The sequence below is a fragment of the Streptomyces cyaneofuscatus genome (assembly GCF_033109485.1).
Taxonomy (GTDB): domain Bacteria; phylum Actinomycetota; class Actinomycetes; order Streptomycetales; family Streptomycetaceae; genus Streptomyces; species Streptomyces cyaneofuscatus.
In genome coordinates this window covers 3,713,813-3,740,511 of sequence record NZ_CP137002.1, presented here as the reverse complement: position 1 = coordinate 3,740,511, position 26,699 = coordinate 3,713,813, and the positions used below count along the sequence as shown (strand labels likewise).

Sequence of the window (26,699 nt, the reverse complement as noted above, 5' to 3'; positions counted from 1 at the left end):
AAGGGGCCGCAGCAGATGGCTGGACTCGAACTCGAAGGGTCGAACCCGGACGTCAGTGTGCTCTACGGCATCAACGGGCTGGCGAAGGCCGCTCCGACCTGGCTCGACCGGGTCATGGAGTTCGTCGGTGAGTACGGGACCATGTTCGGCCTCGTCCTGGTGGGTCTCTGGTGCTGGTGGAGCATGCGCAAGCGCGGGAGCGCCGAGGATTCGGTGTCCACCGTCGCCGCGCTCGTCTGGGCGCCGCTCGCCGCCGCCCTCGCGGTCGTGATCAACATCCCCATCCGCGGCTTCGTCGAACGGCCACGCCCGTTCAACGACCACGAGGGGCTGGAGGTCCTGATCCACGGCAAGACGGACTACTCGTTCGTCAGCGACCACTCCACCCTCGCCATGGCCCTCGCCGTCGGCATCTTCGTGGCCAACCGGAAGTTCGGCTTCGTCGCGCTCGGCCTCGCGGTCTTTGCGGGCGTCAGCCGCATCTACATGGGCGTCCACTACCCCACCGACGTGATCGGCGGCTTCGCCCTCGGCACGGCCGTCGCCCTGCTGCTGGCGCCGCTCGCGATGGCCCTGCTGACCCCGCTGATGGCGACGGTCTCCCGCTCCGACCGGGTCGGCTGGATCGTCCGGTCGAAGAAGGCGGACGCGGCTGACGCGGCGTACGCGGAGGAGCGCGGGGACACGCACGGCATCCCCGAGCCCCGGCCGGGCTCCGGGCGGGGCCACCCGGGCGAGAAGGACCTCGCCGCCTGACCCCTGAGTCGACGGAGACCCCGGACTTTCACCATCACCACGATCCCCCAGGCGCCTGGAGCACCTGGGGGATCGTGCTGTTTCCGGCCATGTCCTGGACCGAGGGTGGTCAGGACGCCGCGAGGTGTTCGGCGGCGTCCGTGCGCGCCCGGTCCCGTGATCTGCGTGCGGGGCCCGTCCAGCCGCAGGTGCAGCGGGCCAGGCAGAACGAGCCGCGCTCGGTCGTCGTGGCGTTGTGCCCCGCCGGGGGCGGCGCGGGGCACGAAGAGGGGTGCGGGGCCGTGGTGCGGGCTGGGGCGGAGAGTTCCTCGTGCACCCGACCACGGTACTGGGGACGGCCTCCGAACGGGGGGTCCGTGCGCCGCAGGACCCCCCGCCCGCCCGGTGGACGCGCCGGGGCGGCGTGACGGGGGGCGCCGGTGGTCGTTATGCGGAGCGGGTGAGGGCTCGGCCGGGCGGCATTCGTTGGGGGTTGGCAGGCGATGGTGGTGCAGCAGTGCAGGGACGGAGGCGGGGCCCGCGCTGCCCGCGCCCTCGCCGTGGCCGGGGTGATCGCGGTCACCGCCGGGTGCGTCGGCGGGAGCGGCGGAGGCGGTGGGAGCGACGGTTCCGGGCAGCGCGCCGTGGCCGCGGAGCGCCCGCTCGATGTGCTCGGCCGGGCCGCCGGCGTACTTGCCGAAGCGGGCGGCGCGGAAGCCCGTACGTCGATGGAGACGGCGGCCGGCGGGACGCGGGTCACGATCCGCGGGGAGGGCACGTACGACTTCCGCACGCAGATGGGGCGGCTCAAGGTGGTGCTGCCCACGGACGCGGCGGGCGCGGACGACCGCCGCCCGATCACCGAGCTGCTGGCGCCGGGCGCGCTCTACATGAAGAACCGCGGCGCCGGGGTCCCCGACGACAAGTGGGTCAGGATCGACACGACCGCCCTGGAGGACGGCAACCTCGTCACCGGCGGCGTCACCGACCCGATGGCCGCCGCCGAACTGCTGCGCGGGGCCGCCGATGTGACGTACGAGGGGAAGTCCGAGCTGGCCGGGGTGACGGTGCATCACTACCGGGGCGTCGCCGACCTGAACCGCGCGGCGCGGGCCGCGTCGCCGCAGTCGCGGGGGGCGCTGAGCGCGGCGGCGAAAGGGTTCAGCAAGGACGCCGTCCCGTTCGACGCGTACCTCGACGAGGAGGGGCGGCTGCGGAAGGTCCGCCACCGCTTCAGCTTCGCCTCCGGGAGCCGCGAGGGCCGCGAGGGCCAGGAGGCGGCGGAGGTCACGGTGGTCTCGACACTGCTGCTGTACGGGTTCGGGGCGCCGGTCACGGTGAAGCTGCCGGACGAGGACGACATCTACACGGGGGAGATCCGGCAGGGCTGAGCGGCCGGCCGCCGCCCGCCGCCGCGTCCCCTACGGGAAGGGCGGGGCGGGAGGGGCCGGTTGGGAGGGGGACTAAATGGTCCGTCCGTGCCATGCGCGGTGCGTATCGCGCTCCCTACGCTAGGAAGCCGGTGCGCCCGAAAGACCGGCGAAGGGTCGGCGACGGCAGAGAGAGGTGACGCAGGTGGTGACGCTCAGCGCTCCGAACGCTCAGGACTGTGTGGCCCTCGCCGAGATCGAGCTCTGCGGCGAGCTGATGATCGCGGCCTCGACGGCGCGTGAGGAGCGCCTCAGTCCCGACCGTATCGACGAAGTGCTCAACGTCGGGGGCGAGGCGCCCGGTGCCGGTGCTGAAGAAGGCGGCGGTGCCGGTGCCGTAGAGGGTGCTGGTGCTGGAGAAGAAGCCGGTGCCGTGGACGTCGGCCTCGCTTACGGCGGCGCGGAGGCGTGGACGACCGTTCCCCGGCAGGCCGCTCACCGGCGGTGACGCCCCCGGCGCCCAGGCCGGACCCGGGCCCGGCCCGGTCTCATGTCCGCAGCAGCCGGGCGATCGCCTTCGTGGCCTCCTCGACCTTCGCGTCGATCTCCTCGCCGCCCTTGACCGCCGCGTCGGCGACGCAGTGGCGCAGGTGCTCCTCCAGCAGCTGGAGGGCGAAGGACTGCAGGGCCTTGGTGGAGGCCGAGACCTGGGTGAGTATGTCGATGCAGTAGACGTCCTCGTCGACCATGCGCTGGAGGCCGCGGATCTGGCCCTCGATCCGGCGCAGCCGTTTGAGGTGCTCGCCCTTCTGGTGGTGGTAGCCGTGGATGCCGAGGTCGTGATCGGTCACGATCTCCTCGGCACCGACCGGCGCCGCAGCGGTCGGTGCGGTCGCCGCCGGGGCCCCCGCCGGTTCCGCTCCCGCTCCCGCGCCCGTCGTCTCGGTGGTGGTCATCTGCGTCCTCCCGTTGTCCTGTGCCGTGTGCCGTTGCCCTCGTGCGACCTGTTACAGCCTGCTTGTGGCGTGCTCTGGCCTGATGTGGCCGGTGGTGCTGCCCTGCCGGCCGTTCATGCCGCGGTTCCACGCACCTGATCGCACCTGATGTCGGTATACCCCTGCCGGGTATATCGTAACGAATCCGGCGGAAACGTGACCGGGGGCCGGTGCTGATCCCCGTTCGCGATGGGCGACACTGAAGAACGCCGGTTAGCCGTGGCCGGATGATGCGCCTAGCATCAGCCTGACCGAATCCAAAGCATCCCGAGGACCCCACGTGCGCTTTCGTCTGACCCCCAGGGAGACGAGCTTCTACGACATGTTCTCCGCGTCCGCGGACAACATTGTCACTGGCTCGAAACTCCTGATGGAACTGCTCGGGGCGGATTCTGCCTCCCGAGTCGAGATCGCGGAGCGTATGCGGGCAGCGGAGCACGCGGGGGACGATGCCACCCACGCGATCTTCCACCAGCTGAACTCCTCCTTCATCACGCCGTTCGACCGCGAGGACATCTACAACCTGGCGTCCTCCCTCGACGACATCATGGACTTCATGGAGGAGGCCGTCGACCTGGTCGTCCTCTATCAGGTCCAGGAGCTCCCCAAGGGCGTCGAGCAGCAGATCGAGGTGCTGGCCCGGGCGGCGGAACTGACCGCCGAGGCCATGCCGGGGCTGCGGACCATGAACAACCTCACCGAGTACTGGATCGAGGTCAACCGCCTGGAGAACCAGGCCGACCAGATCCACCGCAAGCTGCTGGCCCACCTCTTCAACGGCAAGTACGACGCCATGGAGGTGCTGAAGCTCAAGCAGATCGTGGACGTGCTGGAAGAGGCGGCTGACGCGTTCGAGCACGTCGCCAACACCGTGGAGACCATCGCGGTCAAGGAGTCCTGAACCTCGTGGACACCTTTGCGCTGATCGTGACCATCGGTGTCGCGCTCGGCTTCACGTATACGAACGGCTTCCACGACTCCGCGAACGCCATCGCCACCTCGGTCTCCACCCGGGCGCTGACCCCGCGTGCGGCTCTGGCGATGGCGGCGGTGATGAACCTCGCCGGTGCCTTCCTGGGCCAGGGGGTCGCCAAGACCGTCAGCGAAGGCCTGATCGCCACGCCCGTGGGGCAGAAGGGGATGGGCATCCTGTTCGCGGCGCTGGTCGGCGCGATCATCTGGAACCTCATCACCTGGTACTTCGGCCTCCCCTCCTCGTCCTCGCACGCGCTGTTCGGCGGCATGGTCGGGGCGGCGCTGGCCGGCGGGACGGACGTCATCTGGTCCGGGGTGCTGGAGAAGGTCGTCATCCCGATGTTCATCTCCCCGTTCGTCGGCCTGATCGCCGGCTATCTGGTGATGGTCGGCATCATGTGGATGTTCCGGAACGCCAACCCGCACAAGGCCAAGCGCGGCTTCCGGATCGCGCAGACGGTCTCGGCGGCGGGCATGGCGCTCGGCCACGGTCTCCAGGACGCGCAGAAGACGATGGGCATCGTGGTGATGGCCCTGGTCATCGCCGACATCGAGGGCCCCAACGACGAGATCCCGGTCTGGGTCAAGATCGCGTGCGCGGTGATGCTCTCGCTGGGTACGTACGCGGGCGGCTGGCGCATCATGCGTACGCTCGGCCGGAAGATCATCGAGCTGGACCCGCCGCAGGGCTTCGCCGCCGAGACGACCGGCGCGTCGATCATGTTCGGTTCGGCGTTCCTGTTCCACGCCCCGATCTCCACGACGCACGTCATCACCTCCGCGATCATGGGCGTCGGCGCCACCAAGCGCGTGAACGCCGTGCGCTGGGGCGTCGCGAAGAACATCATCCTCGGCTGGTTCATCACCATGCCGGCCGCCGCGCTGGTCGCGGCGCTGAGTTACGGCGCGGTGCTGCTGCTCTTCGGCTGAGGTCCCGGAAGGGACAGACATGGGTCCGCCCCCGCTCTCCGTACCAGGGAGAGCGGGGGCGGACCCTTTCGCCTTGTGGTGGCACCGCCATGCAGCACCGCAAGGCCGTATCGGGGGAGGAGCAGGCGTACGGCTCAGCCGAAGCGGCCCGAGATGTAGTCCTCCGTGGCCTGGACCGACGGGTTGGAGAAGATCCGCTCCGTCTCGTCTATCTCGATGAGCCGGCCGGGCTTGCCGACCGCCGCGAGGTTGAAGAACGCGGTGCGGTCCGAGACCCGGGCCGCCTGCTGCATGTTGTGCGTCACGATGACGATCGTGAAGCGCTCCTTCAGCTCGCCGATCAGGTCCTCGATGGCGAGGGTCGAGATCGGGTCGAGCGCCGAGCACGGCTCGTCCATCAGCAGGACCTGCGGCTCGACCGCGATGGCGCGGGCGATGCACAGGCGCTGCTGCTGGCCGCCGGAGAGGCCGGAGCCGGGCTTGTTGAGCCGGTCCTTGACCTCGTTCCAGAGGTTGGCGCCGCGCAGGGACTTCTCCACGACGTCGTTCAGCTCGCTCTTGCGGTAGCTGCCGTTGAGCCGCAGGCCCGCCGCCACGTTGTCGAAGATCGACATGGTGGGGAAGGGGTTGGGGCGCTGGAAGACCATGCCGACAGTGCGGCGCACGGTGACCGGGTCGACGTTGGATCCGTACAGGTTCTCGTCGTCCAGCAGCACCTTGCCCTCGACGCGGCCGCCGGGGGTGACCTCGTGCATCCGGTTCAGGGTGCGCAGGAAGGTGGACTTGCCGCAGCCGGACGGGCCGATGAAGGCGGTCACGGAGCGGGGCTCCACGGTCATCGAGATGTCCTCGATGGCCTTGTGGCTGCCGTAGTAGGCGGTGAGGCCGCTGATGTCGATGCGCTTGGCCATGGAAATCACTGCTTCTTTCGGGAGGTCGCTGATGGCCGCGTCAGCGACCGGTCTTCGGGGCCTTCCAGCGGGCGATTCCGCGGGCCACGAGGTTGAGGATCATGACGAAGGCGATCAGTACCAGGGCTGCCGCCCAGGCGCGGTCGTACGAGGCGGCCTCGCCGATCTTGTACTGCTCGTAGATGTAGAACGGCAGCGAGGACTGGGCGCCCGAGAAGGGGTTCGTGTTGATCAGCTGGCTGCCGAAGACCAGCAGGATGATCGGGGCGGTCTCACCGGCGATACGGGCGATGGCCAGCATGACACCGGTCGTGATCCCGCCGATCGCGGTCGGCAGGACCACCTTCAGGATAGTGCGCCACTTCGGGATGCCCAGGGCCAGCGAGGCCTCGCGCAGCTCGTTGGGGACGAGCTTGAGCATCTCCTCGGTGGAGCGCACCACGACCGGCATCATCAGGATCGTCAGGGCGAGCGCGCCCATCAGGCCGGACGGCTGGATCTCGAAGATCAGCATGATCGACAGGATGAAGAGACCGGCCACGATGGACGGGATGCCCGTCATGACGTCGACGAAGAAGGTGACGGCCTTGGCGAGCGAGCCCTTGCCGTACTCGACCAGGTAGACGGCGGTCAGCAGGCCGAGCGGGGCGGAGATCACCGTGGCGATACCGACCTGCTCCAGGGTGCCGACCAGCGCGTGGTAGACGCCGCCGCTGGCCTCCGAGCCGAGCACGCCGGCCATGGAGTGGGTGAGGAAGTAGCCGTCCAGGCGCTCGGCGCCCCGGGTGATCGTCGTCCACAGCAGGGAGGCCAGGGGGACGACCGCGATCAGGAAGCAGACCCAGACGATGCTGGTGGCCAGGCGGTCCTTCGCCTGGCGCTTGTTCTCGACGATGCTCGTGGCGACGTACGAGATGGCCAGGAAGAGCAGCGCGGCGATCATGCCCCACTGCACCTTGCTGTGCCAGCCGGCGGCGGTGGAGATGCCGACGGAGAGCGCGATCGCGACGGCGGCGAAGCCGACGGGGGCCAGGCGGGGCAGCGAGCGGCTGCTCAGGCCGGACTTCGGTGCGCCGGGGCCGCCGGGCGGCGTCGGGCGTTCCTGTACGGCGGTGGATGCGTGGCTCATGCGTTGGCCCCCGAGTACTCCTTGCGGCGGGCGATGATGAGCCGGGCCGCGCCGTTGACCAGCAGGGTGAGGACGAAGAGGACGAGGCCCGAGGCGATCAGGGCGTCGCGCCCGAACTCGTCGGCCTCGCCGAACTTGGCCGCGATGTTCTGCGCGAAGGTTCCGCCGCCCGGGTTGAGCACGTGCAGCGAGATGATGAAGCTCGGGGAGAGGACCGTGGCGACGGCCATCGTCTCGCCGAGCGCGCGGCCGAGGCCGAGCATCGAGGCGGAGATGATGCCGGAGCGGCCGAACGGCAGCACCGAGAGGCGGATGACCTCCCAGCGGGTGGCGCCCAGCGCGAGGGCGGCCTCCTCGTTCATCTTCGGGACCTGGAGGAAGACCTCGCGGCTGACGCTGGTCACGATCGGCAGGATCATGATCGCCAGCAGCACGCCGACGGTGAAGAGCGAGCGGGCGACGCCGACCTCGGTCTTCTCGAAGATGTACGTCCAGCCGAAGAACTGGTCGAGCCAGAGGTTCAGGCCCTCCAGGTACGGCACCAGGACGAGGGCGCCCCAGATGCCGTAGACGATGCTGGGGACGGCGGCGAGCAGGTCGACGACGTACGCGATGGGGGCGGCCAGCTTGCGCGGCGCGTAGTGCGAGATGAACAGCGCGATGCCGACAGCGATCGGAACCGCGATGACCATCGCGATGATCGAGCTGACGACGGTGCCGAAGAGCAGGACGGCGATGCCGAAGACCGGCGGGTCGCCGGCCGGGTTCCAGTCGAAGGTGGTGAGGAAATTGCCCTCGTCCTTCGAGATGGCGATGGCGGCCCGGTAGCTGAGGAACACGGCGATCGACGCCATGATCACGAGCAGCAGGATGCCCGAACCGCGCGACAGGCCGACGAAGACCTTGTCGCCCATGCGCCCGGTGGACTGGGGGCGCTCCTTGCGGTCCGGGGGTGCCGGCGGGGCCGGTGGCGTGTCTATCGGTGTGGTGGAAGCCATGGTCTTTCCGGTCTGTGTGGGGGAGCCGGGGGCTCCCCTGGCGGCGGTGCACCGGATGGTTGGGGCTGGGACGGGGACTGGTACTGGATGGTGCCGGGGCGGCGGGCCGGTCCGGAGGGGTGCGCCGGGCCGGCCTGCCGGTGGTGCGTGGAGCGCTGGGGGGTGGCCCCTGGCGCGCTCCGGGCCGTTACGAGAGGCCGTTGACGGTCTCGCGGACCTTCGCGTTGATCTCGGCCGGGATCGGGGCGTAGCCCGCCTCGGTCAGGATCTTCTGGCCGTCCTCGGAGGCGGCGTAGGAGAGGAAGGACTTGACGGTGTCGAGTGTCTCGGCCTTGTTGCCGGTGTCGCAGACGACCTCGTACGTGACGAGGACCAGCGGGTAGGCGCCGTCGGCCTTGGTCGTGTAGTCCAGCTCCAGCGCCAGGTCCTTGCCGGTGCCGACGACCTTGGCGGCGGCGATGGCCTTGGAGGCGTTCTCCGAGGTGGCCTCGGCCGGGGCGGAGCCGCCGGTGTCGATGGCGACCGTGGAGATGCTCTGGGACTTGGCGTAGGAGAGCTCGAAGTAGCCGATCGCGCCGTCGACCTGCTTCACCTGGGCGGCGATGCCGGAGGAGCCGGACGCGGCCTGGCCACCGGGGGCCGGCCACTTCTTCTCGGCCTCGTACTTCCAGTCCTTCGGGGCGGCGGCGCCGAGGTACTTGCCGAGGTTCTGCGTGGTGCCGGAGTCCTCGGAGCGGTGGAAGGCCTGGATGGCCTTGTCCGGGAGGTCGACGCCCTTGTTGAGCGCGGCGATCGCCGGGTCGTTCCACTTCTTGATCTTCGTGTCGAAGATCTTCGCGAGGGTGGGGGCGTCCAGCGTGAGCTTGTCGACACCCTCCAGGTTGTAGCCGACCGCGACCGGGCCGCCGACCATCGGGAGGTTGATGCCCTGGCCGGTCTTGCAGGCCTTCTTCGACTCGGCGACCTCTTCCGGCTTCAGCGCGGAGTCGGAGCCGGCGAAGCCCACGGTGCCCTGGTTGAAGGCGACGATGCCCTCGCCGGAGGAGGAGGAGTTGTAGTTGATCTCCACTCCGGAACAGGCGGCCATGTAGTTCTTGACCCAGAGGTCCATGGCGTTCTTCTGCGCACTGGAGCCGGAGGCGCGGAGCTGGCCCTTGGCCTTGCCGCAGTCGATGCTCGACGCGGCGGCCGACTGCTCACCGGAGCCCCCGGTGGTGGTGCCGCTGCTGTTGTCGTCCGAACCGCACGCCGTGAGGACCAGGGCGCCGGAGACGGCGAGGGCACCGAGCGCGGTGGCACGAAGCCGGTTCTTGCGCTGAAGCTTCACTTTTCGGGTGTTCCTTCCAGGAGCCGCCGTGATCTGTTCGTTCTACGACGGCGTGCGATGAGGAGGGTTGCTGCGGCTTGGCGCCGCGCACCGTGTACGTCCGAAATTAGGCAGAACAGGTGAAGCCGCCTACGGGGGAGAGTGAACGGCAGGTGAACCGTGTCGGGCAGGCGGGTGCGGGCGGGGCCCGGCTCAGCTCTGCGGGAGGGTGGCGAGCTCAGGTGCCGGCGAGCACGGCGAGCAGCGCGGTGAGCTGTTCGCGGTCGCGCGGCTGGGTGAGGCGTACGCGGGTGGCCTCGGGGGTCAGCCACAGCAGCCGGTCCACCTCGTCGTTGGCCTCGAAGGCGCCGCCCGTCGCTTCGGCGGCCCAGTAGGCGACCTCCTTGGGGCGCCCGTCGACGAGATAGCGGGCGGTGGGGAGCGGGGCGCCCGGGACGCAGTGGTGGCCGGTCTCCTCCAGGACCTCCCGTACGGCGGCGGCCAGCGGCTCCTCGCCGCGCTTCAGCTTGCCCTTGGGGAAGCTCCAGTCGTCCCAGCGGGGCCGGTGCACCAGGCACACTTCCACCCCGGCGCCGTCCGGGGCGCGGCGCCACAGGACGCAGCCCGCGGCCCGGATGGTCGACGCGGTGTGCTGGGTGCCGCTCATGGGGCCGTCATGGCCGCCGCGTACGGCCAGGTCTCCCGGAAGACCGCCCGCGCGGCCTCCACCTCGTGGCGCTGGTCCGCGTGGAGCACCCCGAGGGCGTACGCGGTCGCCGGGGCGATGCGGGGGGTGCGGGCCGCCGCTGCCGCAGCCGCAGCCGCCTCCGCCGCGTCCCGGTGCAGGTCCAGGGCGTGCCCCGCGCCGGTGAGGACCGGGTCGGCGGCGCCGAGGACGACCTCGTGGGCGTACCGGTGCAGCCGCAGCAGCAGGCGGGTCTGGTGCCACGCCGCGTCCTGCGCCTCGTTGTACGGCTCCGCCGACGCGTCGGGCGGGAGGGCCGCCACCGCCCCGATCAGCCGTTGCTCGGCGCGTTCGGCGGGCTCCAGGAGCGCCTCGGCCCCCCGGCCCGTGGTGCCCGGGGCGAGCGGGACCTCGGAGGCGAGCAGCGCCACGGCGTCGGCGACCGCGTGGAAGCGGGAGGAGCCGAGGGCCTGGAGCGCGGCGGAGTGGGCCCGGGTCCGGGCGAGGGTGAGCTGGCGCTCCAGCAGCGCCCCGGCCCGCGCCGCCCCGACGCCGAGCGCGGCCCGGCCCTGGGCGTCCGGGGCGGCGTCCGTTCTGGCGGCGGGCTTCGCGCCCCGGGCCGCGGGGAGTCCGGTGGCCCCGGACAGCTGGTGCAGGGCCTCCAGCAGGCGGGTGAGCCGGCCCGCGTAGGCGTGTTCGCGGGCGAGGATGCCGGAGAGCCAGGCCAGTTCCGTACGGAGGTGGTCGGCCCAGACCGGGTCCAGCACGGTGCGGAAGGTGTGCAGGGAGCCGCTGATGCGCCGGGCCGAGCGGCGCAGGGCGCGGGCCGCGGCCTCGGCGCCCTGGCCGTTGGCGTCGGAGGGGGCGCTGTGCTCGCGGTGCAGGCGCAGGCTCCGGAGGAAGTCCCCGGCCTGCCCCTGGAGGTAGGGCGCGAGGACGGCATCGGCGGTCACGCCGTCGGCGGGGCGGGGCGGAGTGGCCCTGCGGGGACCGGGCTGAGGGCTCCCGGGCTGAGGGCTCCCGGGCTCGGCCTCGGGGGGCCCGCCCCCGGCCGAAGGGGGCCCGTCCTCCGGGCCCCCTTCCGCGACGGGCGGGCGGGTCGTCGTCTGGTGGTCAGGGCGTCGCACGCCTGCGCCTCCGGGCATCGATGAGCATCTCCTGGACGTGCCGCAGCGGCTGCCCCTCCGCGTCCGTGGCGTGCCGGGTCCAGTTGCCGTCGGGGCCCAGGTGCCAGGAAGAGGTGGTGTCGGCCATACCGGTCTCCAGGAGTCGGCTGAGTGCGGCGCGGTGAGCGGGGTCGGTGACCCGGACGAGGGCTTCGATCCGGCGGTCGAGGTTGCGGTGCATCATGTCGGCGCTGCCGAACCACACCTCGGGCTCGCCGCCGTTGCCGAACGAGAAGACCCGGGAGTGTTCGAGGAAGCGCCCGAGTATGGAGCGGACCCGGATGTTCTCCGAGAGCCCGGCCACCCCGGGGCGGATCGCGCAGATCCCGCGCACCCAGATGTCGACGGGCACGCCGGCCTGGGCCGCCCGGTAGCAGGCGTCGATGATCGCTTCGTCGACCATCGAGTTGACCTTGATCCGTACGTAGGCGGGGCGCCCGGCGCGGTGGTGGGCGACCTCCTTGTTGATCCGGGCGATCAGCCCGTCGCGCAGGGACTTCGGCGCGACCAGGAGGCGGCGGTAGGTCTCGCGGCGGGAGTAGCCGGAGAGCCGGTTGAACAGGTCGGAGAGGTCAGCCCCGACCTGCGGGTCCGCCGTGAGCAGGCCGAGGTCCTCGTACAGCCTGGCCGTCTTGGGGTGGTAGTTGCCGGTGCCGACGTGGGAGTAGCGGCGCAGCGTGTCGCCCTCCTCGCGGACGACGAGCGAGAGCTTGCAGTGGGTCTTCAGCCCGACCAGCCCGTACACGACATGGCAGCCGGCCTCCTCCAGCTTGCGGGCCCACTTGATGTTGGCCTGCTCGTCGAAGCGGGCCTTGATCTCGACGAGGACGAGGACCTGCTTGCCGGACTCGGCCGCGTCGATGAGGGCGTCCACTATCGGGGAGTCGCCGGAGGTGCGGTACAGCGTCTGCTTGATGGCCAGTACGTCCGGGTCGCCCGCCGCCTGCTCCAGGAAGGCCTGGACGGAGGTGGAGAACGAGTCGTACGGGTGGTGGAGCAGGACGTCCCGCTCGCGCAGGGCGGCGAAGATGTCGGGCGCGGAGGCGGACTCCACCTCGGCCAGGTCCCGGTGGGTGCCCGCGATGAACTTGGGGAACTTCAGCTCCGGCCGGTCCAGCGAGGCGATCGCGAAGAGGCCGGTCAGGTCCAGGGGGCCGGGCAGCGGGTAGACCTCCGCGTCGGACACCTTCAGCTCGCGGACCAGCAGATCGAGGACGTACGGGTCGATGGACTCCTCGACCTCAAGCCGCACCGGCGGACCGAAGCGGCGCCGCATGAGCTCCTTCTCCAGCGCCTGGAGCAGGTTCTCCGCGTCGTCCTCCTCGACCTCCAGGTCCTCGTTCCTGGTGACCCGGAACATGTGGTGCGCCAGCACCTCCATCCCCGGGAACAGCTCCTCCAGGTGGGCCGCGATGACGTCCTCGATGGGCACGTACCGCTGCGGCGACGCCTCCAGGAAGCGGGTCAGCAGCGGCGGCACCTTGACCCGGGCGAAGTGGCGGTGGCCGCTGACCGGGTTGCGGACGACGACGGCGAGGTTGAGGGAGAGCCCCGAGATGTACGGGAAGGGGTGCGCGGGGTCGACGGCCAGCGGGGTCAGGACCGGGAACACGCGCTGCCGGAAGAAGGTGAAGAGGCGGGCCTGCTCCTTCTCGGTCAGATCCGGCCACCGGATGAGCTGGATCGACTCGTCGGAGAGGGCCGGGGCGATGTCCTGCTGGAAGCAGGCCGCGTGCCGCGCCATGAGCTCGCGCGAACGGGTCCAGATCAGGTCGAGGACCTCGCGGGGCTGGAGGCCGGAGGCGGAGCGGGTGGCCACCCCGGTGGCGATGCGGCGCTTGAGGCCGGCCACCCGGACCATGAAGAACTCGTCCAGGTTGGAGGCGAAGATCGCGAGGAAGTTGGCCCGCTCCAGGATCGGCGTCGCCGGGTCCTCGGCCAGCTCCAGCACGCGTTCGTTGAAGGCGAGCCAGGACCGCTCGCGGTCCAGGAACCGGCCCTGGGGCAGCTCGTCGCCGTCCCGGTCGGGCTCGTACGCGTCCGCGTCGGCGTCGAGATCGGGGTCCAGGTCGGCGGCTGTGGAGAAGCCGCCGTTGCTGGAGGAAGGGTGCGCGACGGCGTGCGGCCGGTGCGCGGCGAGTGCGCCGACGGACGGCTGGGCGGGCTGGACCGGGACCTCGGAGCTGGGCTGCTGGCTCATGAACCCATTGTTCCGCGTGGGGGCCCCGGTAGGCGCGTCGGAGCCGGGAAAGATCGCGGAAGACCCGGGAAACCCGGGGTCACGGCCGGGGGACGCGGCGGAGGCGTCACCCCGGGCGCTCCCGTTGCGGCGGGGGGCTGGCAGAGCTGGCTGCATCCCGTGAGGGTCGCAAGGGCGTCTGAATGGCCGGTAACGGCGACATGACGTACAGGAAGCGGTGTTCCTGCGGGTCGGTCGCCCGGTCACTGTACGTGACTGCGCGCGGGTACGTGATCGCCGCCCGGGCCCACCCCTCGTGGGGCCCGGACGGCGAGGTCGGTGCGGCCGGTGCCGGCCGGTGCCGGCCGGTGCGGCTGGTCCCGGCCGGTGCGGCCCGGGGTCAGCCGTGCAGGCGGCGCAGGACCCGGAAGGCGGCGAACACGGCGAGCGCGGCGAGAGCGAGCAGGATGCCGGTCTCGACGAGCTGGAGCGGCCAGAAGTGGGAGGCGGGGTGGTAGTGCTCGTAGTGCCGCACGCCATGTCCGGCCAGGCAGTCCTGGAAGTTCAGGGAGGAGGGGGAGCAGGTGCCGGCGGGAAGCGGGTCGCCCCCGGCCGTCACGTAACCCTGCTCGACGACGTACGACCACTTCGGGACGGGTGAGACGCCCTCCAGGGGATAGGTGACCTTCACCATCGGCCAGAAGTGGAACCGCACCGAGCTGAGCACGAATGCCACCAGCCCGGAGGCGGCCAGGGCCACCATCAGCGCCGGGACCGTACGGCGCAGCAGCAGCCCGGCGAGCGCACCCAGCGCCACGGCCAGCAGCGCACCGGCGACCGGGACCGTGCCCGTGGCGCCGAAGGCCGTCGCCTCCTCCCAGATGGCCGGGAACGGGTACGTGAGCTGGGTCCTGGACCACGAGAGGACGGCGGAGAGCACCACGATCCCGCCGACCACCGGCAGGGCGATGGTGACGAGCCGCGCGGCCAGCCAGGCGGCGGGCGAGGTCGACTGGCTCCAGGAGAGCTTGATGCTGCCGGTCTCCCACTCCCTGGCGATCACCGGGCCCGCGACGAAGGCCGCGACGACGGCGGGGAGCGCGACGAGGGCGAAGCCCGCGTACGTCAGCAACCGGTCGATGCGGATCATCCGGTCGGTGAAGTCACGAGCCGCTTGAAAGCAGGGGCGTGCGTCGCTGCTCAGGGTGCAGCCGGCGCTCGCGAGGTCGGCGACGGCCCGTTCGGCCAGGAGGGCCACCGTGAGCAGGCAGACGATCCCCACGGCGACGGCCGCCAGGGCCGCCCACAGGGTCCTCCGGTGCAGGCGCAGCGCTACGCGGACGGGGCCGCGCAAGGAGGTGACGGTGGAGCTCACGCGGACACCACCGCCTCACGGGCCTGGTGTCCCGCACCCGCACCCGCCACGGCGCCCGGCGTCAGCAGCGGCGGGGCGTCCGGGGAGCGGAGGTGGGCGAGGAGGAGCTCCTCCAGGGAGGGTTCCTCGGTGGCCCAGAGGGACTCGTCCACGGGGCCCTCCTTCCGTACGAGAGCCGTGAGCTGACGTCCCGTCGTACGGGATTCGACGACGGTGTGCGGGGCCAGGTCACGGTCGGCCTGGCCGGTGACCAGGGCGTGGGCGGAGACGATGTCCTCGGCCTCGCCGCCGAGCCGGACGCGGCCGCCGTCCACGAACAGCAGGAAGTCGCAGGCGCCCTCCAGCTCGGTGAGGATGTGCGAGGACATCACGATGGTGGTGCCGTGCTCGGCGGTCTCCGCCATCAGCACGCCCATCAGCTCATGGCGGGCGAGAGGGTCGAGGTCGGCCATCGGCTCGTCCAGCAGCATCAGTTCGGGCCGCTTGCCGAGCGCGAGGGCCAGCGCCAGCCGGGTCCGCTGCCCGCCGGAGAGCGTACGGACGCGGGCGCCCTGCGGCAGCGGGCCGGCGATCCGCCCGGCGATCCCGGCGTCCCAGCGCCCGGGGTTGAGCTCGCCGCCGGCCCACAGCGTGTCGGCGACGGTGAGCTGCGGGTACAGCGGCTTGTCCTGGGGCACATAGGCGATGCGGTCGCGTACGGCGGAGGGATCGGCGGAGCCGAGGACGGCGAGGGACCCGGCGCTCGGCCGGGCCAGCCCCGCCGCCAGGTTCAACAGGGTCGACTTTCCCGCCCCGTTGGGCCCGACGAGGGCGCAGACGCGCCCGGCGGGAAGGCGGAAGGAGCAGCCGTCCAGGGCCGTGCGCGCGCCCCCTCTCCGCCCGTAGGTCATGCCGAGGCCGCGAGCCTCGATCACAGCACCTGTCATCTGTCCTGGTCCCCCTTGTACGTACTGTCGATCACGGCGGTGAAGAGCGCGCTGACGTCGTCCTTCTCCAGCCCCGCCGACCGCGCCCGGCGGGCCCAGTCGGCGAGTTCGGTGCGCAGCGGCGAGTCGGAGGCGGATGCCTCGGCCGCCGTGCCGAGCGTCCGGCGGACGAAGGTGCCGAGCCCGCGCCGCGCCTCGACGAGGCCCTCGCGCTCCAGCTCCCGGTACGCCTTGAGGACGGTGTTCGGGTTGATGGCGGTGGCCTCCACGACCTCGCGGGCGGTGGGCAGCCGGTCCCCCGGCTCCAGAACGCCCAGGCGGAGGGCCTGCTTCGTCTGCTGGACGATCTGGAGGTAGGTGGCGACGCCGCTGCGCCGGTCGATGCGGAACTCGACCGCTGCGGACTCTGCCATGTTCACCACCCTTTCACTAATTGAGTAGTGAAAGGGTGCACCAAGGAAGGGGCGGCGTCAATCGACGCCGCCCCTTCGGCATTCGTACGTGTGCGGGGAGGTCTACCGCGTCCGCGCCGCGCGCAGTTCCTCGTTGATGCGCTGAGCCTCTTCGAGCTGGTCCTCGAGGATGACGATGCGGCAGGCGTCCTCGATCTTGGTGCCCTGGTCCACGAGCTCCCGGGCGCGCGCGGCGATGCGCAGCTGATAGCGGGAGTAGCGGCGGTGGCCGCCTTCCGAGCGCAAGGGGGTGATCAGGCGGTTCTCGCCGAGTGCGCGCAGGAAGGCGGGGGTGGTGGAGAGCATCTCGGCGGCCCGGCCCATGGTGTAGGCGGGGTAGTCGTCGTCGTCCAGGTTGTCGGTGGGGCGGGTACTGCTAGGCGGCATAGCACCTCTTCTTTCGGGGACACGCCGGTGGTCGGCGTGGGGACACGTCGGGGGGCCCGAGTGCCATCCGGCACTCGGGCCCCGAGCTTCAACACCATCTGCCGACGTGACTTACGTCGGCCTTCTTTTTCCGCCGGTCCGCCGGTGAGGGCGGGAGAGCGGGGATCGCGTATGCGTGACCGGGGACCACCTTCCGATCTGGGGCCTGCGGTACCCGGGCGGTGTGTGCCTCGCCCGGGCGATCCTGATGGCGTCTGCTCCTTACCTAGTCGGTTCTGTTCGTCTGTTCATCGGACCGGACAGGTCGGAGAACCGCTGCGCGGCCCCTGGGGGTCGCACGGCCCGGCAACCAGCGCTGGAACCCACCGTTTCCGGCTCCACCACTCCGCTGCCGTGCCGTCCTCGCTGTCCGGCTACGAGAAAAACACTAGACCCGTCGGATGCGGGATGTCTACCGCCGCCACGACAGATTTTCTTCAGGGTGGAGGTGCGAGGATCAGGACTCGGTGCGGTACATCAGGTCCACCTCGTGGGTGGTGAAGCCGATCCGCTCGTACACCGTCACGGCCGCCGTGTTGTCGGCGTCGACGTAGAGCATCGCGGTGGGCAGCGCCTGGGCGGCCAGGTGGTGCAGGCCGATGGAGGTCAGGGCCTTGCCGAGGCCGCCGCCCTGGGCGTCGGGCAGCACCCCGACGACGTACACCTCGCCCAGCTGCTCCTCGGCGTGCACCTTCGTCCAGTGGAAGCCGACGATCTCCCCGCCCCGCTCGGCCAGGAAGAACCCCTTCGGGTCGAACCACGGCTCCGCCTTGCGGTCGTCCAGGTCCTGCTGGGTGAGGGAGCCCTGCTCGGGGTGGTGGGCAAAGGCGGCGCGGTTCACGGCGAGCCAGGCGGCGTCGTCCCGGCCGGGCTCGAAGGTCCGTACGGTGACGCCTTCGGGCAGTACGGGCTCGGCGAGGTCGAGCGGGATCAGGCTCCGGCGGAGCTGGCGCAGCTCGCGGAAGAGGGAGAGGCCGAGGACCTGGGCCAGGTGCCGGGCGGCCGAGCTCCCACCGTGCGCCCAGACCCGCAGCCGCTTGCCGGTGGCGGCGAGGAGGGCGGCGCCCAGCGCCCGGCCGTGGCCGGTGCTGCGCCGCTCGGGGTGGACGACGAGCTCGGCCGCCGGGGCCTCGACGGGGTCGGCGTCCTCCAGCTGCGCGTACCCGGCGAGGGTGCCGCCGCTGGTGAGCAGGAAGTGGCGTACACCGTCGCGGTGACCGCCCCGGATCCGGAGCCTCCCCTGCTCGGAGACCGCCTGCCTGCCGTCGAACCGGGCCGCCTCGCCGAGGAGTTCGAGGACGGCGTCGGCCTGGGCGGGGTCGAGCGCGTCGAGGGCCTGAATCTCGCGTCCGGGGGAGGGGAGGGATGCGTCAGTCGTCATGGGGACGAGCGTACGGGGATCGGGGGCGCGGGCGGGGGTGCGCGGGGGGAGGCGTGCGGGGGGTGCGGTGCGGGCCGGCGGGGGAGTGGTGCAGGGCGTGCGGTGCGGGCCGGCGGGTCCGGGGGTGCGCGGGCGCGGACCGGTGGCTGGTGGCGACATGCGCCGGTCATTCCAGGGCAATTGCGCAACAGTCTGTCGCGCAATTGAGCCGGGCCAAGTCCGGGCCGACTGCCGCATGTAGTGGAGGTGCATCTGCTGAATCCCCGCTGCTGCGGGAACTCCGTCCGCAGCTCGGTGGCGATCCGCTCGATGACCCTCGTGCCCCACCTCTTCCGGATGCCATGCGTGCCGTGACGTTTCTGCCCCTATATGTAAGCCATGCGGATGATAGAGGCTCATATGAAACGACTCTGACGAGCCATTTGGCCGGATGGCAACCAGTCCGTAACCCCGAACACCTGTTGCGCTACGCGCGTTGACTCTAGGCTGCCGCACGCAGGATTCCAGAAGTGACACCACGACTGACACACACAAGGGGACCGATGTCAGCGACTCCGCAGAAGAACCGCACGCCCCGGCGGGTGCTCGCCGCCGCGGCCGGTCTGGCCACCGTCGGCGCGCTCGTCGCGGCGCTGCCGGCCGGAGCCCATGACCGGGGCCACGGGCACGGTCACGGGCACGGCCACAAGCCCCGTACCGTAGATGTGCAGTTGCTGTCCTTCAACGACCTGCACGGCAACCTGGAGCCCCCGGCCGGCTCCGCGGGCAACGTCTCCGAGACGCAGCCCGACGGCACGGTGAAGGCGATCCCGGCCGGTGGCGTCGAGTACCTGGCGACCTCGCTGCGCACCGCGCGCAAGGGAAACCCGTACTCCGTCACGGCGGCCGGCGGCGACATGGTCGGCGCGAGCCCGCTGCTGTCGGGCCTCTTCCACGACGAGCCGACGATCGAGGCGCTCAACAAGCTCAAGCTGGACGTCACGGCGGTCGGCAACCACGAGTTCGACGAGGGCGCGACCGAGCTGGCCCGCCTCCAGAACGGCGGCTGCCACCCGGTCGAGGGCTGTTACGAGAAGGGCAAGAAGTTCAAGGGCGCGGACTTCCCCTACCTGGCGGCCAACGTCACCAAGGAGAAGACCGGCAAGCCGCTGCTGAAGCCGTACACGATCTGGAAGAAGAACGGCGTCAAGATCGGCTTCATCGGGGTGACCCTGGAGGGCACGCCGGACATCGTCACCGCGAACGGGGTCAAGGGCCTCAAGTTCCACGACGAGGTCGAGACGATCAACAAGTACGCGCGTGAGCTGGACCGCAAGGGCGTCAAGTCCATCGTGGCCCTGATCCACGAGGGCGGGGCCCCGGCCTCCACCTCGTACAACTACGACTGCGACAGCCCCGGCCCGGGTGCCGGCATCTCCGGCCCGATCCTGGACATCGCCAAGGGCATCACGCCGAAGGTGGACGCCCTGGTCACGGGCCACACCCACCAGGCGTACGTCTGCACGGTCCCGGACCCGGCGGGCAAGCCGCGCATGGTCACCTCGGCGTCCTCGTTCGGCAAGCTCTACACGGACACCACGCTCACCTACGACCGCCGTACCAACGACATCGTCCGTACGTCGGTGAAGTCGGCGAACCACGTCGTGACCCGGGACCAGCCCAAGGCCGCCGACATGACGAGCCTGATCGAGCGCTGGAACAAGCTGGCCGCCCCGATCGCCAACCGGCCGCAGGGCTGGATCAGCGCCGACATCAACGGCCGCGGCTCCACCGCCCCCGAGAAGCCGCTCGGCAACGTCATCGCCGACGCCCAGCTCGAAGGCCTCGCCCCGGCCGACAAGGGCGGCGCGGAAGTCGCGTTCATGAACCCGGGCGGTATCCGCGCGGACCTCGTGTACAAGGCGTCCGGCAGCGAGGGCGACGGGGTCGTCACGTACGGCGAGGCGTTCACCGTGCAGCCGTTCACCAACATGATGAACGTCGTCGACCTGACCGGCGCCCAGCTGGTCACCGCGCTCCAGCAGCAGGTCAGCGGGCCCAACGAGGCCGCCCCGAAGATCCTCCAGGTCTCCAAGGGCCTCACCTACACCCTGGACCTGACGAAGACCGGCGCGGCCCGCGTGGTCACCGACTCCATCAAGCTGAACGGCGCGGCGATCGACCCGGCCCGCACCTACCGCGTCGCGATGAACGAGTTCCTCGCGGGCGGCGGCGACGGCTTCCCGGCCCTCGGCCAGGGCACGAACAAGCTGGTCGGCGCCTCGGACCTGGACCTGTTCAACGCCTACCTGACGGCCCACTCCACGGCCGCCGCGCCGCTGGCCCCGCCGGCGACGGACCGGATCACGGTCGTGCAGTAACCCTCATGTGGCGGATGAGGGGCGGTGGGCCGGTGGGCCTGCCGCCCCTCACTGCTGTTCAGAGCCAGGCTCCTGGCCTCCTCGGACGGCCCGCACGAGCAGCGTGCCCGTGCGTCGGCTCCCCGACGGGGGAGCGATCACGGAGGCTGACACGTCCAGATAGCCGTGCTCCTCCAGGATCAGCGCCCACGCATCCGGCTCGTAGTCCCACCGCTTGACGACAGCGGGGTCCTCGTCGGGCCCGCGCGGACGACCGGCAACAGCAGTACGGGGTCGCTGAACCAGGAAGCACCGAACACGCTGTACACCGCGTCGAAGACCGTGAAGTTGCCTGCCAGGTAGGTGAGGGCATCGGCCTGGTGCAGCTCCATCCCGTCCACGCCGGGCCACCGCTCGCGCGCTTTGCCGAGCTGCTGGGCGGAGAGGTCGACGCCGACCGCCTTCATGCCAGGCGTCGCGAGATGCCTCCATCAGGTGCGGGCGGGGCGACAATCTTGCTTCTGGTGAGCATGGGCGGCTCTGGTCGAAGCTCGCTACTCGCCTCCGAAACGTCAGGAGCGACCGTGCCGAGCCGCAGTGTGCAAGGCATTACTTCGCTTGGCCACGCACTGTCAGTGGGCTGTGTCACGATATCTGGCTACGGCCCGCTCAGGGCTCGAGACGTTCGGACCGATCTCCTGAGGGGACGCACGATGACAGAGTACGACCGCGCCGTGGATGAGACCGTTGTGGTCCCGGTTATCCAGGACGGGGTGCGCATCCAGGTGTTCGCGGTCCACACCGAGGCGGCGGCGGAAGGTGAGGAGACCGCGATCGCGGCCCGTCGCCCCGGACTTGACCAGGTCATGTCCGGACTGAACGCGGTGGCGCGGGCCGTGGGCGAGCAGGCCCGGCAGAGCACGGCGAGCAGGGTGACGCTGGAGTTCGGTTGCGACATCGCCCTGGAGTCGGGCTCTCTGGTGGCCGCTATCGGCAAGGCGAGCGCGAAGTCCGCTTTCAAGGTCACGCTGGAATGGGACAGTACCTCGGCGTGATAGGTCTTCCCCCGGGAAGGCAGGAATCCCGGCTGCTGGACTCTGTCGTCGCACTTGAAGTGCCCTCGCCCCACGGCGAACCGATCGCCGTGGGCACCGGCTTCTTCGTGGCACCCGGCGTGGTGGCCACATGCGCCCACGTGGTGGCCGACTCGGCGTCGGAGCTACCGCGCAGGGTCGTGGGTCGCATCGCTTCGCGCTCGCTGGTTCTGGAACTCGAGGCACGTCCGGAGCGGTACTTTCTGGCCCCGGGTGACGGGCTGGACCTGGCATTCCTTGAAGTTACTGACGCCGAGCGGCGAGAGAGCCCCGCTGCCCTGCCGCTGTTGGACCGGCTGGTTATCGGGGACGCGCTGTGGACCCACGGGCACCCGTCCGGCATGTTCCGCGCCGGGCAGTCTGCGACCTTCACCTACGAGGGCACGTCCGCCCGAGTCTTCGAGCGGCCCAACAGTCTCCACCGGTTACGTGGCGCGGTGGTGACTGCCGGCTTCAGCGGCAGCCCCGTCCTCAACCGCCGGACGGGGTGCGTGGCCGGCATGCTCACCACCGCCGATCGAACCGGCAGTTCGCACATGGTCGGGGCGCATGAGCTGATCGCCCGCCTGGATCCCGGCTGGTGCGACAGCCGGTGGAGCACCGACTGCCGGACCTGGCTCGGCACGCTCTCGGACGCGCAGATCGAAGCGGGTGACTGGCCCTTCCTCGGACCACAGCTGCGCGAGTTCTTGGACATCTCCGCGCTGGCCGCCCGAAAGCACCCACAGCCGGGCGTCGTCCCCGGCACAGAGCCGCCGCCGCTTTCCACCGTCTACGTCCACCAGCACGCGACAGCGTACCGAGGCCCTGACCAGATGCCGGACGGCCAGGCGCGGACCCCAGCCGACGGGCTGCTGGACCACTCCGACGACGTGATCGTCTTCGGCGGGCCGGGGTTCGGGAAATCCAGTCTGCTGCGATCCTGGGTCACCGCAATCGCCCGCAGGTGGGCCGAGGAGCACTTCTACCATTCGGTCCCCGTCCTGGTCAGGGCCGCAGACCTGGTCGCCGACCGGCCCTTCGCGAGTCTCCTGCACAACGCCGTCTCCCGGGAACTGAGTGCCGCCGGGCTGGTCCGGCCTATCCGCGAAGACCTCTTCACTGCTCCTCCGGCGCCGGGCATACACTGGCTGCTGCTGGTGGACGGCTTGGACGAGGTGATGAGCCCGGAAGGACGGCAGCGCGTCCTGAGTAAGATCGCCTCGATCCGCGAACAGGACGCGTACACGCACCAGTTCCGGTTCGTTCTGGCAACCAGGCCCATCCTCGATGCACGGGATGTGCCGGAACCACGCTTCCGCTGTTTTTCGTTACTGCCCTTCAACCTCCAACAGTTGCCCGGATTCGCCCGCTCCTGGTTCACCGCCCTGGGCCTGTCAAATCCGGAGGCAAGGACCACAGCCTTCCTGGAGCACGTCAGGATTCCCAGCGTGCGGCACATGGCAACGGTGCCGCTGATGGCGACCATGCTCTGTCAACTGCACGCATACGCAAGTCAGAAGCCGCTGCCCCGGGGTCGCTGGGCGCTCTATACGCAGTTCATGGACCTGCTCCGCGCCAAGCAGTACGGCGAGCGGGCTAACGTGCTGGAGCAGGCGCACGCTGTGCTGGACCGTCATGGCGCCGAGGGGGCCGACGCGGCGGAAGGACTCGGCGGCTTGACGGATCAACTCCTGCGGGAGTTGGCGCTGGCCAAATACCTCGGAGACATCACCCCTGAAAGGCAGTTGATCGAACGGCGGACAGGCCATCTGAGGCCCACCTCGCTCCATCCCGAGCGGTGGAGCACCCTGTGTGAGGAGGTGCTGCTGCGCGGTGGCCTCGTCGTCCGGCGTGGCGGCGGACTGGAGTTTGTCCACCAGACGCTGCTCGAACACCTCGCGGCGCAGGCCACGGTCGGGGACACCGAACGGAACCGGGCCGCCTATCGCTCGATCGTCGGCAGCTGGCCGCGCAGACGCCGGGTGGTCCCGTTGGCCGCCTTGGAGAGCCCTTACGTCGACTTCCTGTTCTCCTCGTGGTCCAGCCGTCCGGGGTTCGCGCGGCTGCTCGCACGCTGGTCCAGGGAACTGCACGGCGCCGAATACGCTGCCCGGCTGAGCAGCGAGGGCGCTGCCCTCCCTCGGCGGGTGCTGCGGGTGGCCAGGCGGGAGTTGTCTGCGGTGATACGCGACGAGCGGCGTGACCCGTTCGACCGGCTTCGTGCCGCCCGTGCGCTGGTGGACCTCGGGGACGCCCGGGGCACCGCGGCGATATCCGCGTTCGCGGCTCTCCCCGCACACGACCTGGGATCCCGGCTGCATGCCGCTGAGATGCTCGCAGACCTCGGCGCCACGGACGCCCATGAGCTGCCGGTCTCGGTGGCCGACGACCAGGAAGCGGAGGCGGGGCCCAGGATCAGGGCTGCTGAGATTCTTGGTCGGCTCGGAGACGAGCGCGGCGCGCGAGCGCTGGCGGACCTCGCGCGGTCCAACGAGATCTGGTGGGTGGACCGGCTGCGTGCCGCGGAATCCCTGGACCGGACCGAGCCCGACAGTGCCGTCGCCATCCTGCTCAGCATCACCGTCGATGGTCTGACCCTTCCCCATGTGCGGTCCGCCGCGGTGGAAGCACTGTCCCGGCTCCACCCGCACTTCGCCTTCCGGTACCTGCGCGAGGCCGCCGAGGACCGCGAGCGCCCGGTGTCCTCCCGTAGTCGGGCACTGGAGGCTCTGGAGTGGCTGGGCGGGAAGGACTCCGTCGAGTGTCTGGTCCGGATTGCCCAGAGCGCTTCGGAAGACCATTTCCTGCGGTTGTCGGCTGCCGACGGACTCTCCCGGCTCCGGGATCCCCGCGTCGTGGACACCTTGGCCCGCCTCCTGACCGGGCTGTCCGACGAACCGGCGCTGGTCCTGCGGACGGCCGAGGCGTTGGCCCGGCACGGCGACCCCAGGGCGGCCGACGCTCTCGCCGCGATCGCGGCGACGGAGCGGGTGACCGGATCGGAGCGGCTCCAAGCGGGCAGGACGCTGCTCTCCCTCTCCGACACACGTGGCCAGGACGTCCTGTACGCCTTGGCCGGCGACCCCGTGGCCGAGATCGGTCTGCGTCTGGAGGCTGCTGAGGCACTGGACGGCGCGGGGGACTCGCGGGCGCTGTACCTGCTCACGGTCATGGCACTGCACCCTTCGGTGCCCCATGCAACGCAGATCCAGGCTGCCGAGCGCCTCGACCAGTTCCGCACGCGCAAGGCTGTCGACGCCCTGCTGTCCGTGCTGGACAATCCAGAGTTGCTGGAAGAGATGCGGGTGCGGGCAGGCACGCTCCTGGCAGACCTCGGCGACGGCCGGGCACGCCGCTCTCTGGATCGCCTCACCCGGTCGGCGTTCGGTCCGGCGGCGCGGGTCCGCGCCGCCGGCGCGCTGGGCAAGGTAGCTCCTGAGGACGGGTGCCGGGCACTGGAGGAGCTGCTGACCGACACCTCACTCGACGACGATGCGCGTGTCCGAGCACTGGAGATGCTGTGCCAGGCGCATCCGAAGCGGGCCAGGCATGTACTGCTTGATGTGGCGGGTGATGGCCGCGAGGTGACGGCGGTCCGGTGCCGTGCGCTTGCACTGACCCGGGGCCGCCTGTTGCCGAAGACGAGTGCCACTCACCGCTCGATCGCCGTCACCCGGCACGCACCGACGATGGTCCGCGTCGGCGCGATCCAGGTGTTGCAGCACCTGGGCGGCACGGACGTGCTCGACCTGCTCGGACAAATAGGCAGAAAAGAGGACAACTTCTGCGTTCAGAGCTGGGCGTTGATCACCCTGGCCCAGCTCCGGCACGCACCGGCGGCAGCCGCAGCCCGGGACTTCGTGTCCGATCCCAAGGCGCCGGCGCGTTACAAGTTCGAGGTGCTCCAAGTGCTTGCCGCCTCCCCGATCGAGGAACTGCGCCAGGTCGTCCGGGACGTCTCGCTTGGCGCGGTCCCGTCCGATCTTCTGCAGGCTCACTGCCGAGTGCTGCTCGCTGACTGATCATTTCAAAATGGGTTCCGCTTTGGGAGATTGGCGGTTGGGCTGGAGAACGGCGGTTGGGTTTCACCCTGCCGGTGCCGATGACCCGAGTACACACGAACGGGAAGGGAGGGCACGACATGTAGACGGGTGCGAGCGGTGCCAGTTCTGCCGCAGAGCGCGCACGGCTTGCGGCGAGGACGGCGCGAGCAGCAATCCTGACAGTCCGCTCATGCTGGACCTGGTCGTGGATCGCAACGTGGTCACGGGTACATGGGTCGAGCAGACAGCCGTGGACGGCTACTACAACGGGGCGCGGTACCACCGAGCTGTTCAGCTGCTGGTCGAGCCCACCGGACGACGCATGGCCGGGAAGTGGGTCGGCTTCGGCAAGGACTTCGATGTGAACACCGGCCTCTGGGAGCTGCGGCTGGTGGACGGGTCCACCAGTAAGGCGACGCTGGAGCGGTACAGCGCGTCGCCGGAGTAGCGCGTCACGGGACGGCGCACCAGCGTTCAGGATGAGCGTCGTTCTCGCCGGCTCGGGGAGGGGTGCGGTGAGCCTGGCACGATGAGCGCCCATGGATGCCTTCTCTCCAGCCCAAGAACCCCTGTCCGTCGAGGAGCTGGCCGATGAGGCGCGGCGGCTGGTCGCGGAGCGTCATCCCCAGGCTGTGGGTGCACTGCTGGGCGGGTCCGCTGCTCAGGGGCGGGCCACGGCTGGCAGCGACCTGGATGTGGCCGTGCTTCTCCCGGACGGGGAGGCCGGCGGGCGTGAGGTGGTCCGCCGTGACGGGCGGCTGGCGGAGTTGTTCGTTCATACGGTGGGCGACGTGTCCGCTGCCTTCGAGCGGGACCGGACCCAGCGGCGGGGGACCGTCCTCTTCCTCTACGCCCAGGGGCTTCCGTTGCTGGACCCCGGCGGCCATGTGGCCCATGCCTGCGAGCGGGCCCGGGAGGTGTTGGCGGCGGGGCCGCCTCTGCTCGCGCCGGAGGAGTGGGAGCGGGGGCGCTACCTCCTGACCTGCTTCCTGGACGATCTGGCCGATGCCTCGCCGGCCGCCCGCTACGAGCAACTCGCCCTGGCCGACGCCGCACTGCGCGAGGCGGCGCATTTGCTCACCGCCCATCTCAGCGCCTGGAACGGCATCGGCAGGTGGCTGCCGCGTCGCCTCCTCGGTGCGGACCCGGTGTTGGGTGAGGCTCTGCTGGCCGGGCACCGTGCCGTGGCTGAACAGGCTGATCCCGTACGGCTTCTGGAGGCCGGTGCCGAAGTGCTCGGGCTGTGTGGCGGGCCGCTCAGGGAGGGGTACGTCCAGCACTGGGGGCCGTCGGCCTGATGGC

The 26,699-nt window shown here is 70.6% G+C and carries 24 protein-coding genes and 1 pseudogene; 10 read left to right on the top strand and 15 right to left on the bottom strand.

Going from position 1 to position 26,699, the window contains the following annotated elements; translation table 11 throughout:
- Positions 1 to 15 precede the first annotated feature (15 nt).
- Positions 16 to 756 carry a phosphatase PAP2 family protein gene (locus tag R2B67_RS16480; RefSeq protein ID WP_317819083.1) on the top strand — a complete coding sequence of 247 codons (741 nt, stop codon included), beginning with the start codon at positions 16 to 18 and terminating at the stop codon, positions 754 to 756.
- Positions 757 to 865: 109 nt separating this feature from the next.
- Here R2B67_RS16480 and R2B67_RS16475 read toward each other — a convergent pair whose 3' ends face one another.
- Positions 866 to 1,072, bottom strand: coding sequence for a hypothetical protein (locus R2B67_RS16475; RefSeq protein WP_032772066.1), 207 nt, complete (start codon positions 1,070 to 1,072; stop codon positions 866 to 868).
- Between the two features lie 166 nt (positions 1,073 to 1,238).
- Between R2B67_RS16475 and R2B67_RS16470 the strand changes: the two genes are divergently transcribed.
- Together R2B67_RS16470 and R2B67_RS16465 are read left to right on the top strand one after the other, a co-directional pair.
- On the top strand, positions 1,239 to 2,126 hold the full coding sequence (locus R2B67_RS16470; RefSeq protein ID WP_317819080.1) for an SCO4651 family lipoprotein: 888 nt from the start codon (positions 1,239 to 1,241) through the stop codon (positions 2,124 to 2,126).
- A gap of 184 nt (positions 2,127 to 2,310) precedes the next feature.
- Positions 2,311 to 2,613 (top strand): hypothetical protein, encoded by a 303-nt coding sequence (locus R2B67_RS16465; RefSeq protein WP_317825061.1) that lies wholly within the window; start codon positions 2,311 to 2,313, stop codon positions 2,611 to 2,613.
- A 40-nt stretch (positions 2,614 to 2,653) separates the two neighbouring features.
- Here the strand turns inward: R2B67_RS16465 and R2B67_RS16460 are convergent, their stop codons facing one another.
- Positions 2,654 to 3,061, bottom strand: coding sequence for a metal-sensitive transcriptional regulator (locus R2B67_RS16460; RefSeq protein WP_317819079.1), 408 nt, complete (start codon positions 3,059 to 3,061; stop codon positions 2,654 to 2,656).
- A gap of 319 nt (positions 3,062 to 3,380) precedes the next feature.
- Here R2B67_RS16460 and R2B67_RS16455 point away from each other — a divergent pair, with 319 nt between their 5' ends.
- Together R2B67_RS16455 and R2B67_RS16450 are read left to right on the top strand one after the other, a co-directional pair.
- Entirely contained in the window at positions 3,381 to 4,001 is a 621-nt protein-coding gene (locus R2B67_RS16455) for a DUF47 domain-containing protein (RefSeq protein ID WP_237327069.1), read from the top strand.
- A gap of 5 nt (positions 4,002 to 4,006) precedes the next feature.
- The gene (locus tag R2B67_RS16450) at positions 4,007 to 5,005 is read left to right on the top strand and encodes an inorganic phosphate transporter (protein ID WP_030566598.1); all 999 of its coding nucleotides are present in this window, start codon (positions 4,007 to 4,009) and stop codon (positions 5,003 to 5,005) included.
- A 134-nt stretch (positions 5,006 to 5,139) separates the two neighbouring features.
- Here R2B67_RS16450 and pstB read toward each other — a convergent pair whose 3' ends face one another.
- From pstB to mshD, 12 genes are all read right to left on the bottom strand, one after another.
- Complete coding sequence (gene pstB, locus R2B67_RS16445; protein WP_109978785.1) at positions 5,140 to 5,916, bottom strand: phosphate ABC transporter ATP-binding protein PstB; 777 nt, start codon at positions 5,914 to 5,916, stop codon at positions 5,140 to 5,142.
- A gap of 40 nt (positions 5,917 to 5,956) precedes the next feature.
- Complete coding sequence (gene pstA, locus R2B67_RS16440; RefSeq protein ID WP_018511163.1) at positions 5,957 to 7,045, bottom strand: phosphate ABC transporter permease PstA; 1,089 nt, start codon at positions 7,043 to 7,045, stop codon at positions 5,957 to 5,959.
- A complete protein-coding gene (gene pstC / locus R2B67_RS16435; protein WP_151511748.1) occupies positions 7,042 to 8,043 on the bottom strand; it encodes a phosphate ABC transporter permease subunit PstC in 1,002 nt (333 codons plus the stop codon). Before pstC ends, pstA begins: the two co-directional genes overlap by 4 nt.
- A 187-nt stretch (positions 8,044 to 8,230) precedes the next feature.
- Complete coding sequence (gene pstS / locus R2B67_RS16430; protein ID WP_317819075.1) at positions 8,231 to 9,370, bottom strand: phosphate ABC transporter substrate-binding protein PstS; 1,140 nt, start codon at positions 9,368 to 9,370, stop codon at positions 8,231 to 8,233.
- Between the two features lie 217 nt (positions 9,371 to 9,587).
- Positions 9,588 to 10,016 carry an NUDIX hydrolase gene (locus tag R2B67_RS16425; protein ID WP_018511160.1) on the bottom strand — a complete coding sequence of 143 codons (429 nt, stop codon included), beginning with the start codon at positions 10,014 to 10,016 and terminating at the stop codon, positions 9,588 to 9,590.
- A complete protein-coding gene (locus R2B67_RS16420; RefSeq protein WP_381074938.1) occupies positions 10,013 to 10,987 on the bottom strand; it encodes a CHAD domain-containing protein in 975 nt (324 codons plus the stop codon). Before R2B67_RS16420 ends, R2B67_RS16425 begins: the two co-directional genes overlap by 4 nt.
- Before the next feature lie 160 nt (positions 10,988 to 11,147).
- Positions 11,148 to 13,400: an RNA degradosome polyphosphate kinase gene (locus tag R2B67_RS16415; protein ID WP_018511158.1), complete on the bottom strand. Its 2,253-nt coding sequence runs from the start codon at positions 13,398 to 13,400 to the stop codon at positions 11,148 to 11,150.
- A 379-nt stretch (positions 13,401 to 13,779) separates the two neighbouring features.
- Complete coding sequence (locus R2B67_RS16410) at positions 13,780 to 14,754, bottom strand: ABC-2 membrane transporter-related protein (RefSeq protein WP_317819058.1); 975 nt, start codon at positions 14,752 to 14,754, stop codon at positions 13,780 to 13,782.
- Complete coding sequence (locus R2B67_RS16405; RefSeq protein WP_455679989.1) at positions 14,751 to 15,644, bottom strand: ABC transporter ATP-binding protein; 894 nt, start codon at positions 15,642 to 15,644, stop codon at positions 14,751 to 14,753. Before R2B67_RS16405 ends, R2B67_RS16410 begins: the two co-directional genes overlap by 4 nt.
- Before the next feature lie 32 nt (positions 15,645 to 15,676).
- Positions 15,677 to 16,093, bottom strand: a complete 417-nt coding sequence (locus tag R2B67_RS16400) for a GntR family transcriptional regulator (RefSeq protein ID WP_030566612.1) — start codon at positions 16,091 to 16,093, stop codon at positions 15,677 to 15,679.
- A gap of 102 nt (positions 16,094 to 16,195) precedes the next feature.
- Positions 16,196 to 16,519: a MerR family transcriptional regulator gene (locus R2B67_RS16395; protein WP_018511156.1), complete on the bottom strand. Its 324-nt coding sequence runs from the start codon at positions 16,517 to 16,519 to the stop codon at positions 16,196 to 16,198.
- A gap of 496 nt (positions 16,520 to 17,015) precedes the next feature.
- Entirely contained in the window at positions 17,016 to 17,939 is a 924-nt protein-coding gene (gene mshD, locus R2B67_RS16390; RefSeq protein ID WP_317819049.1) for a mycothiol synthase, read from the bottom strand.
- A gap of 542 nt (positions 17,940 to 18,481) precedes the next feature.
- Between mshD and R2B67_RS16385 the strand changes: the two genes are divergently transcribed.
- The gene (locus tag R2B67_RS16385) at positions 18,482 to 20,299 is read left to right on the top strand and encodes a bifunctional metallophosphatase/5'-nucleotidase (RefSeq protein ID WP_317819047.1); all 1,818 of its coding nucleotides are present in this window, start codon (positions 18,482 to 18,484) and stop codon (positions 20,297 to 20,299) included.
- 179 nt (positions 20,300 to 20,478) lie between these two features.
- Here the strand turns inward: R2B67_RS16385 and R2B67_RS16380 are convergent, their stop codons facing one another.
- Positions 20,479 to 20,745 carry a class I SAM-dependent methyltransferase gene (locus tag R2B67_RS16380; protein ID WP_317819045.1) on the bottom strand — a complete coding sequence of 89 codons (267 nt, stop codon included), beginning with the start codon at positions 20,743 to 20,745 and terminating at the stop codon, positions 20,479 to 20,481.
- 246 nt (positions 20,746 to 20,991) lie between these two features.
- Between R2B67_RS16380 and R2B67_RS16375 the strand changes: the two genes are divergently transcribed.
- The 4 genes and pseudogenes from R2B67_RS16375 (at position 20,992) to R2B67_RS16360 (ending at position 26,695) form a co-directional block, all read left to right on the top strand.
- Positions 20,992 to 21,333 carry a CU044_2847 family protein gene (locus R2B67_RS16375; protein ID WP_317819043.1) on the top strand — a complete coding sequence of 114 codons (342 nt, stop codon included), beginning with the start codon at positions 20,992 to 20,994 and terminating at the stop codon, positions 21,331 to 21,333.
- A complete protein-coding gene (locus R2B67_RS16370; RefSeq protein WP_317819041.1) occupies positions 21,312 to 25,376 on the top strand; it encodes a trypsin-like peptidase domain-containing protein in 4,065 nt (1,354 codons plus the stop codon). Before R2B67_RS16375 ends, R2B67_RS16370 begins: the two co-directional genes overlap by 22 nt.
- Positions 25,377 to 25,432: 56 nt before the next feature.
- Positions 25,433 to 25,845: pseudogene (locus tag R2B67_RS16365) on the top strand (XRE family transcriptional regulator); the annotation flags it as partial.
- A gap of 91 nt (positions 25,846 to 25,936) precedes the next feature.
- The gene (locus tag R2B67_RS16360) at positions 25,937 to 26,695 is read left to right on the top strand and encodes a nucleotidyltransferase domain-containing protein (RefSeq protein WP_317819040.1); all 759 of its coding nucleotides are present in this window, start codon (positions 25,937 to 25,939) and stop codon (positions 26,693 to 26,695) included.
- Positions 26,696 to 26,699 lie beyond the last annotated feature (4 nt).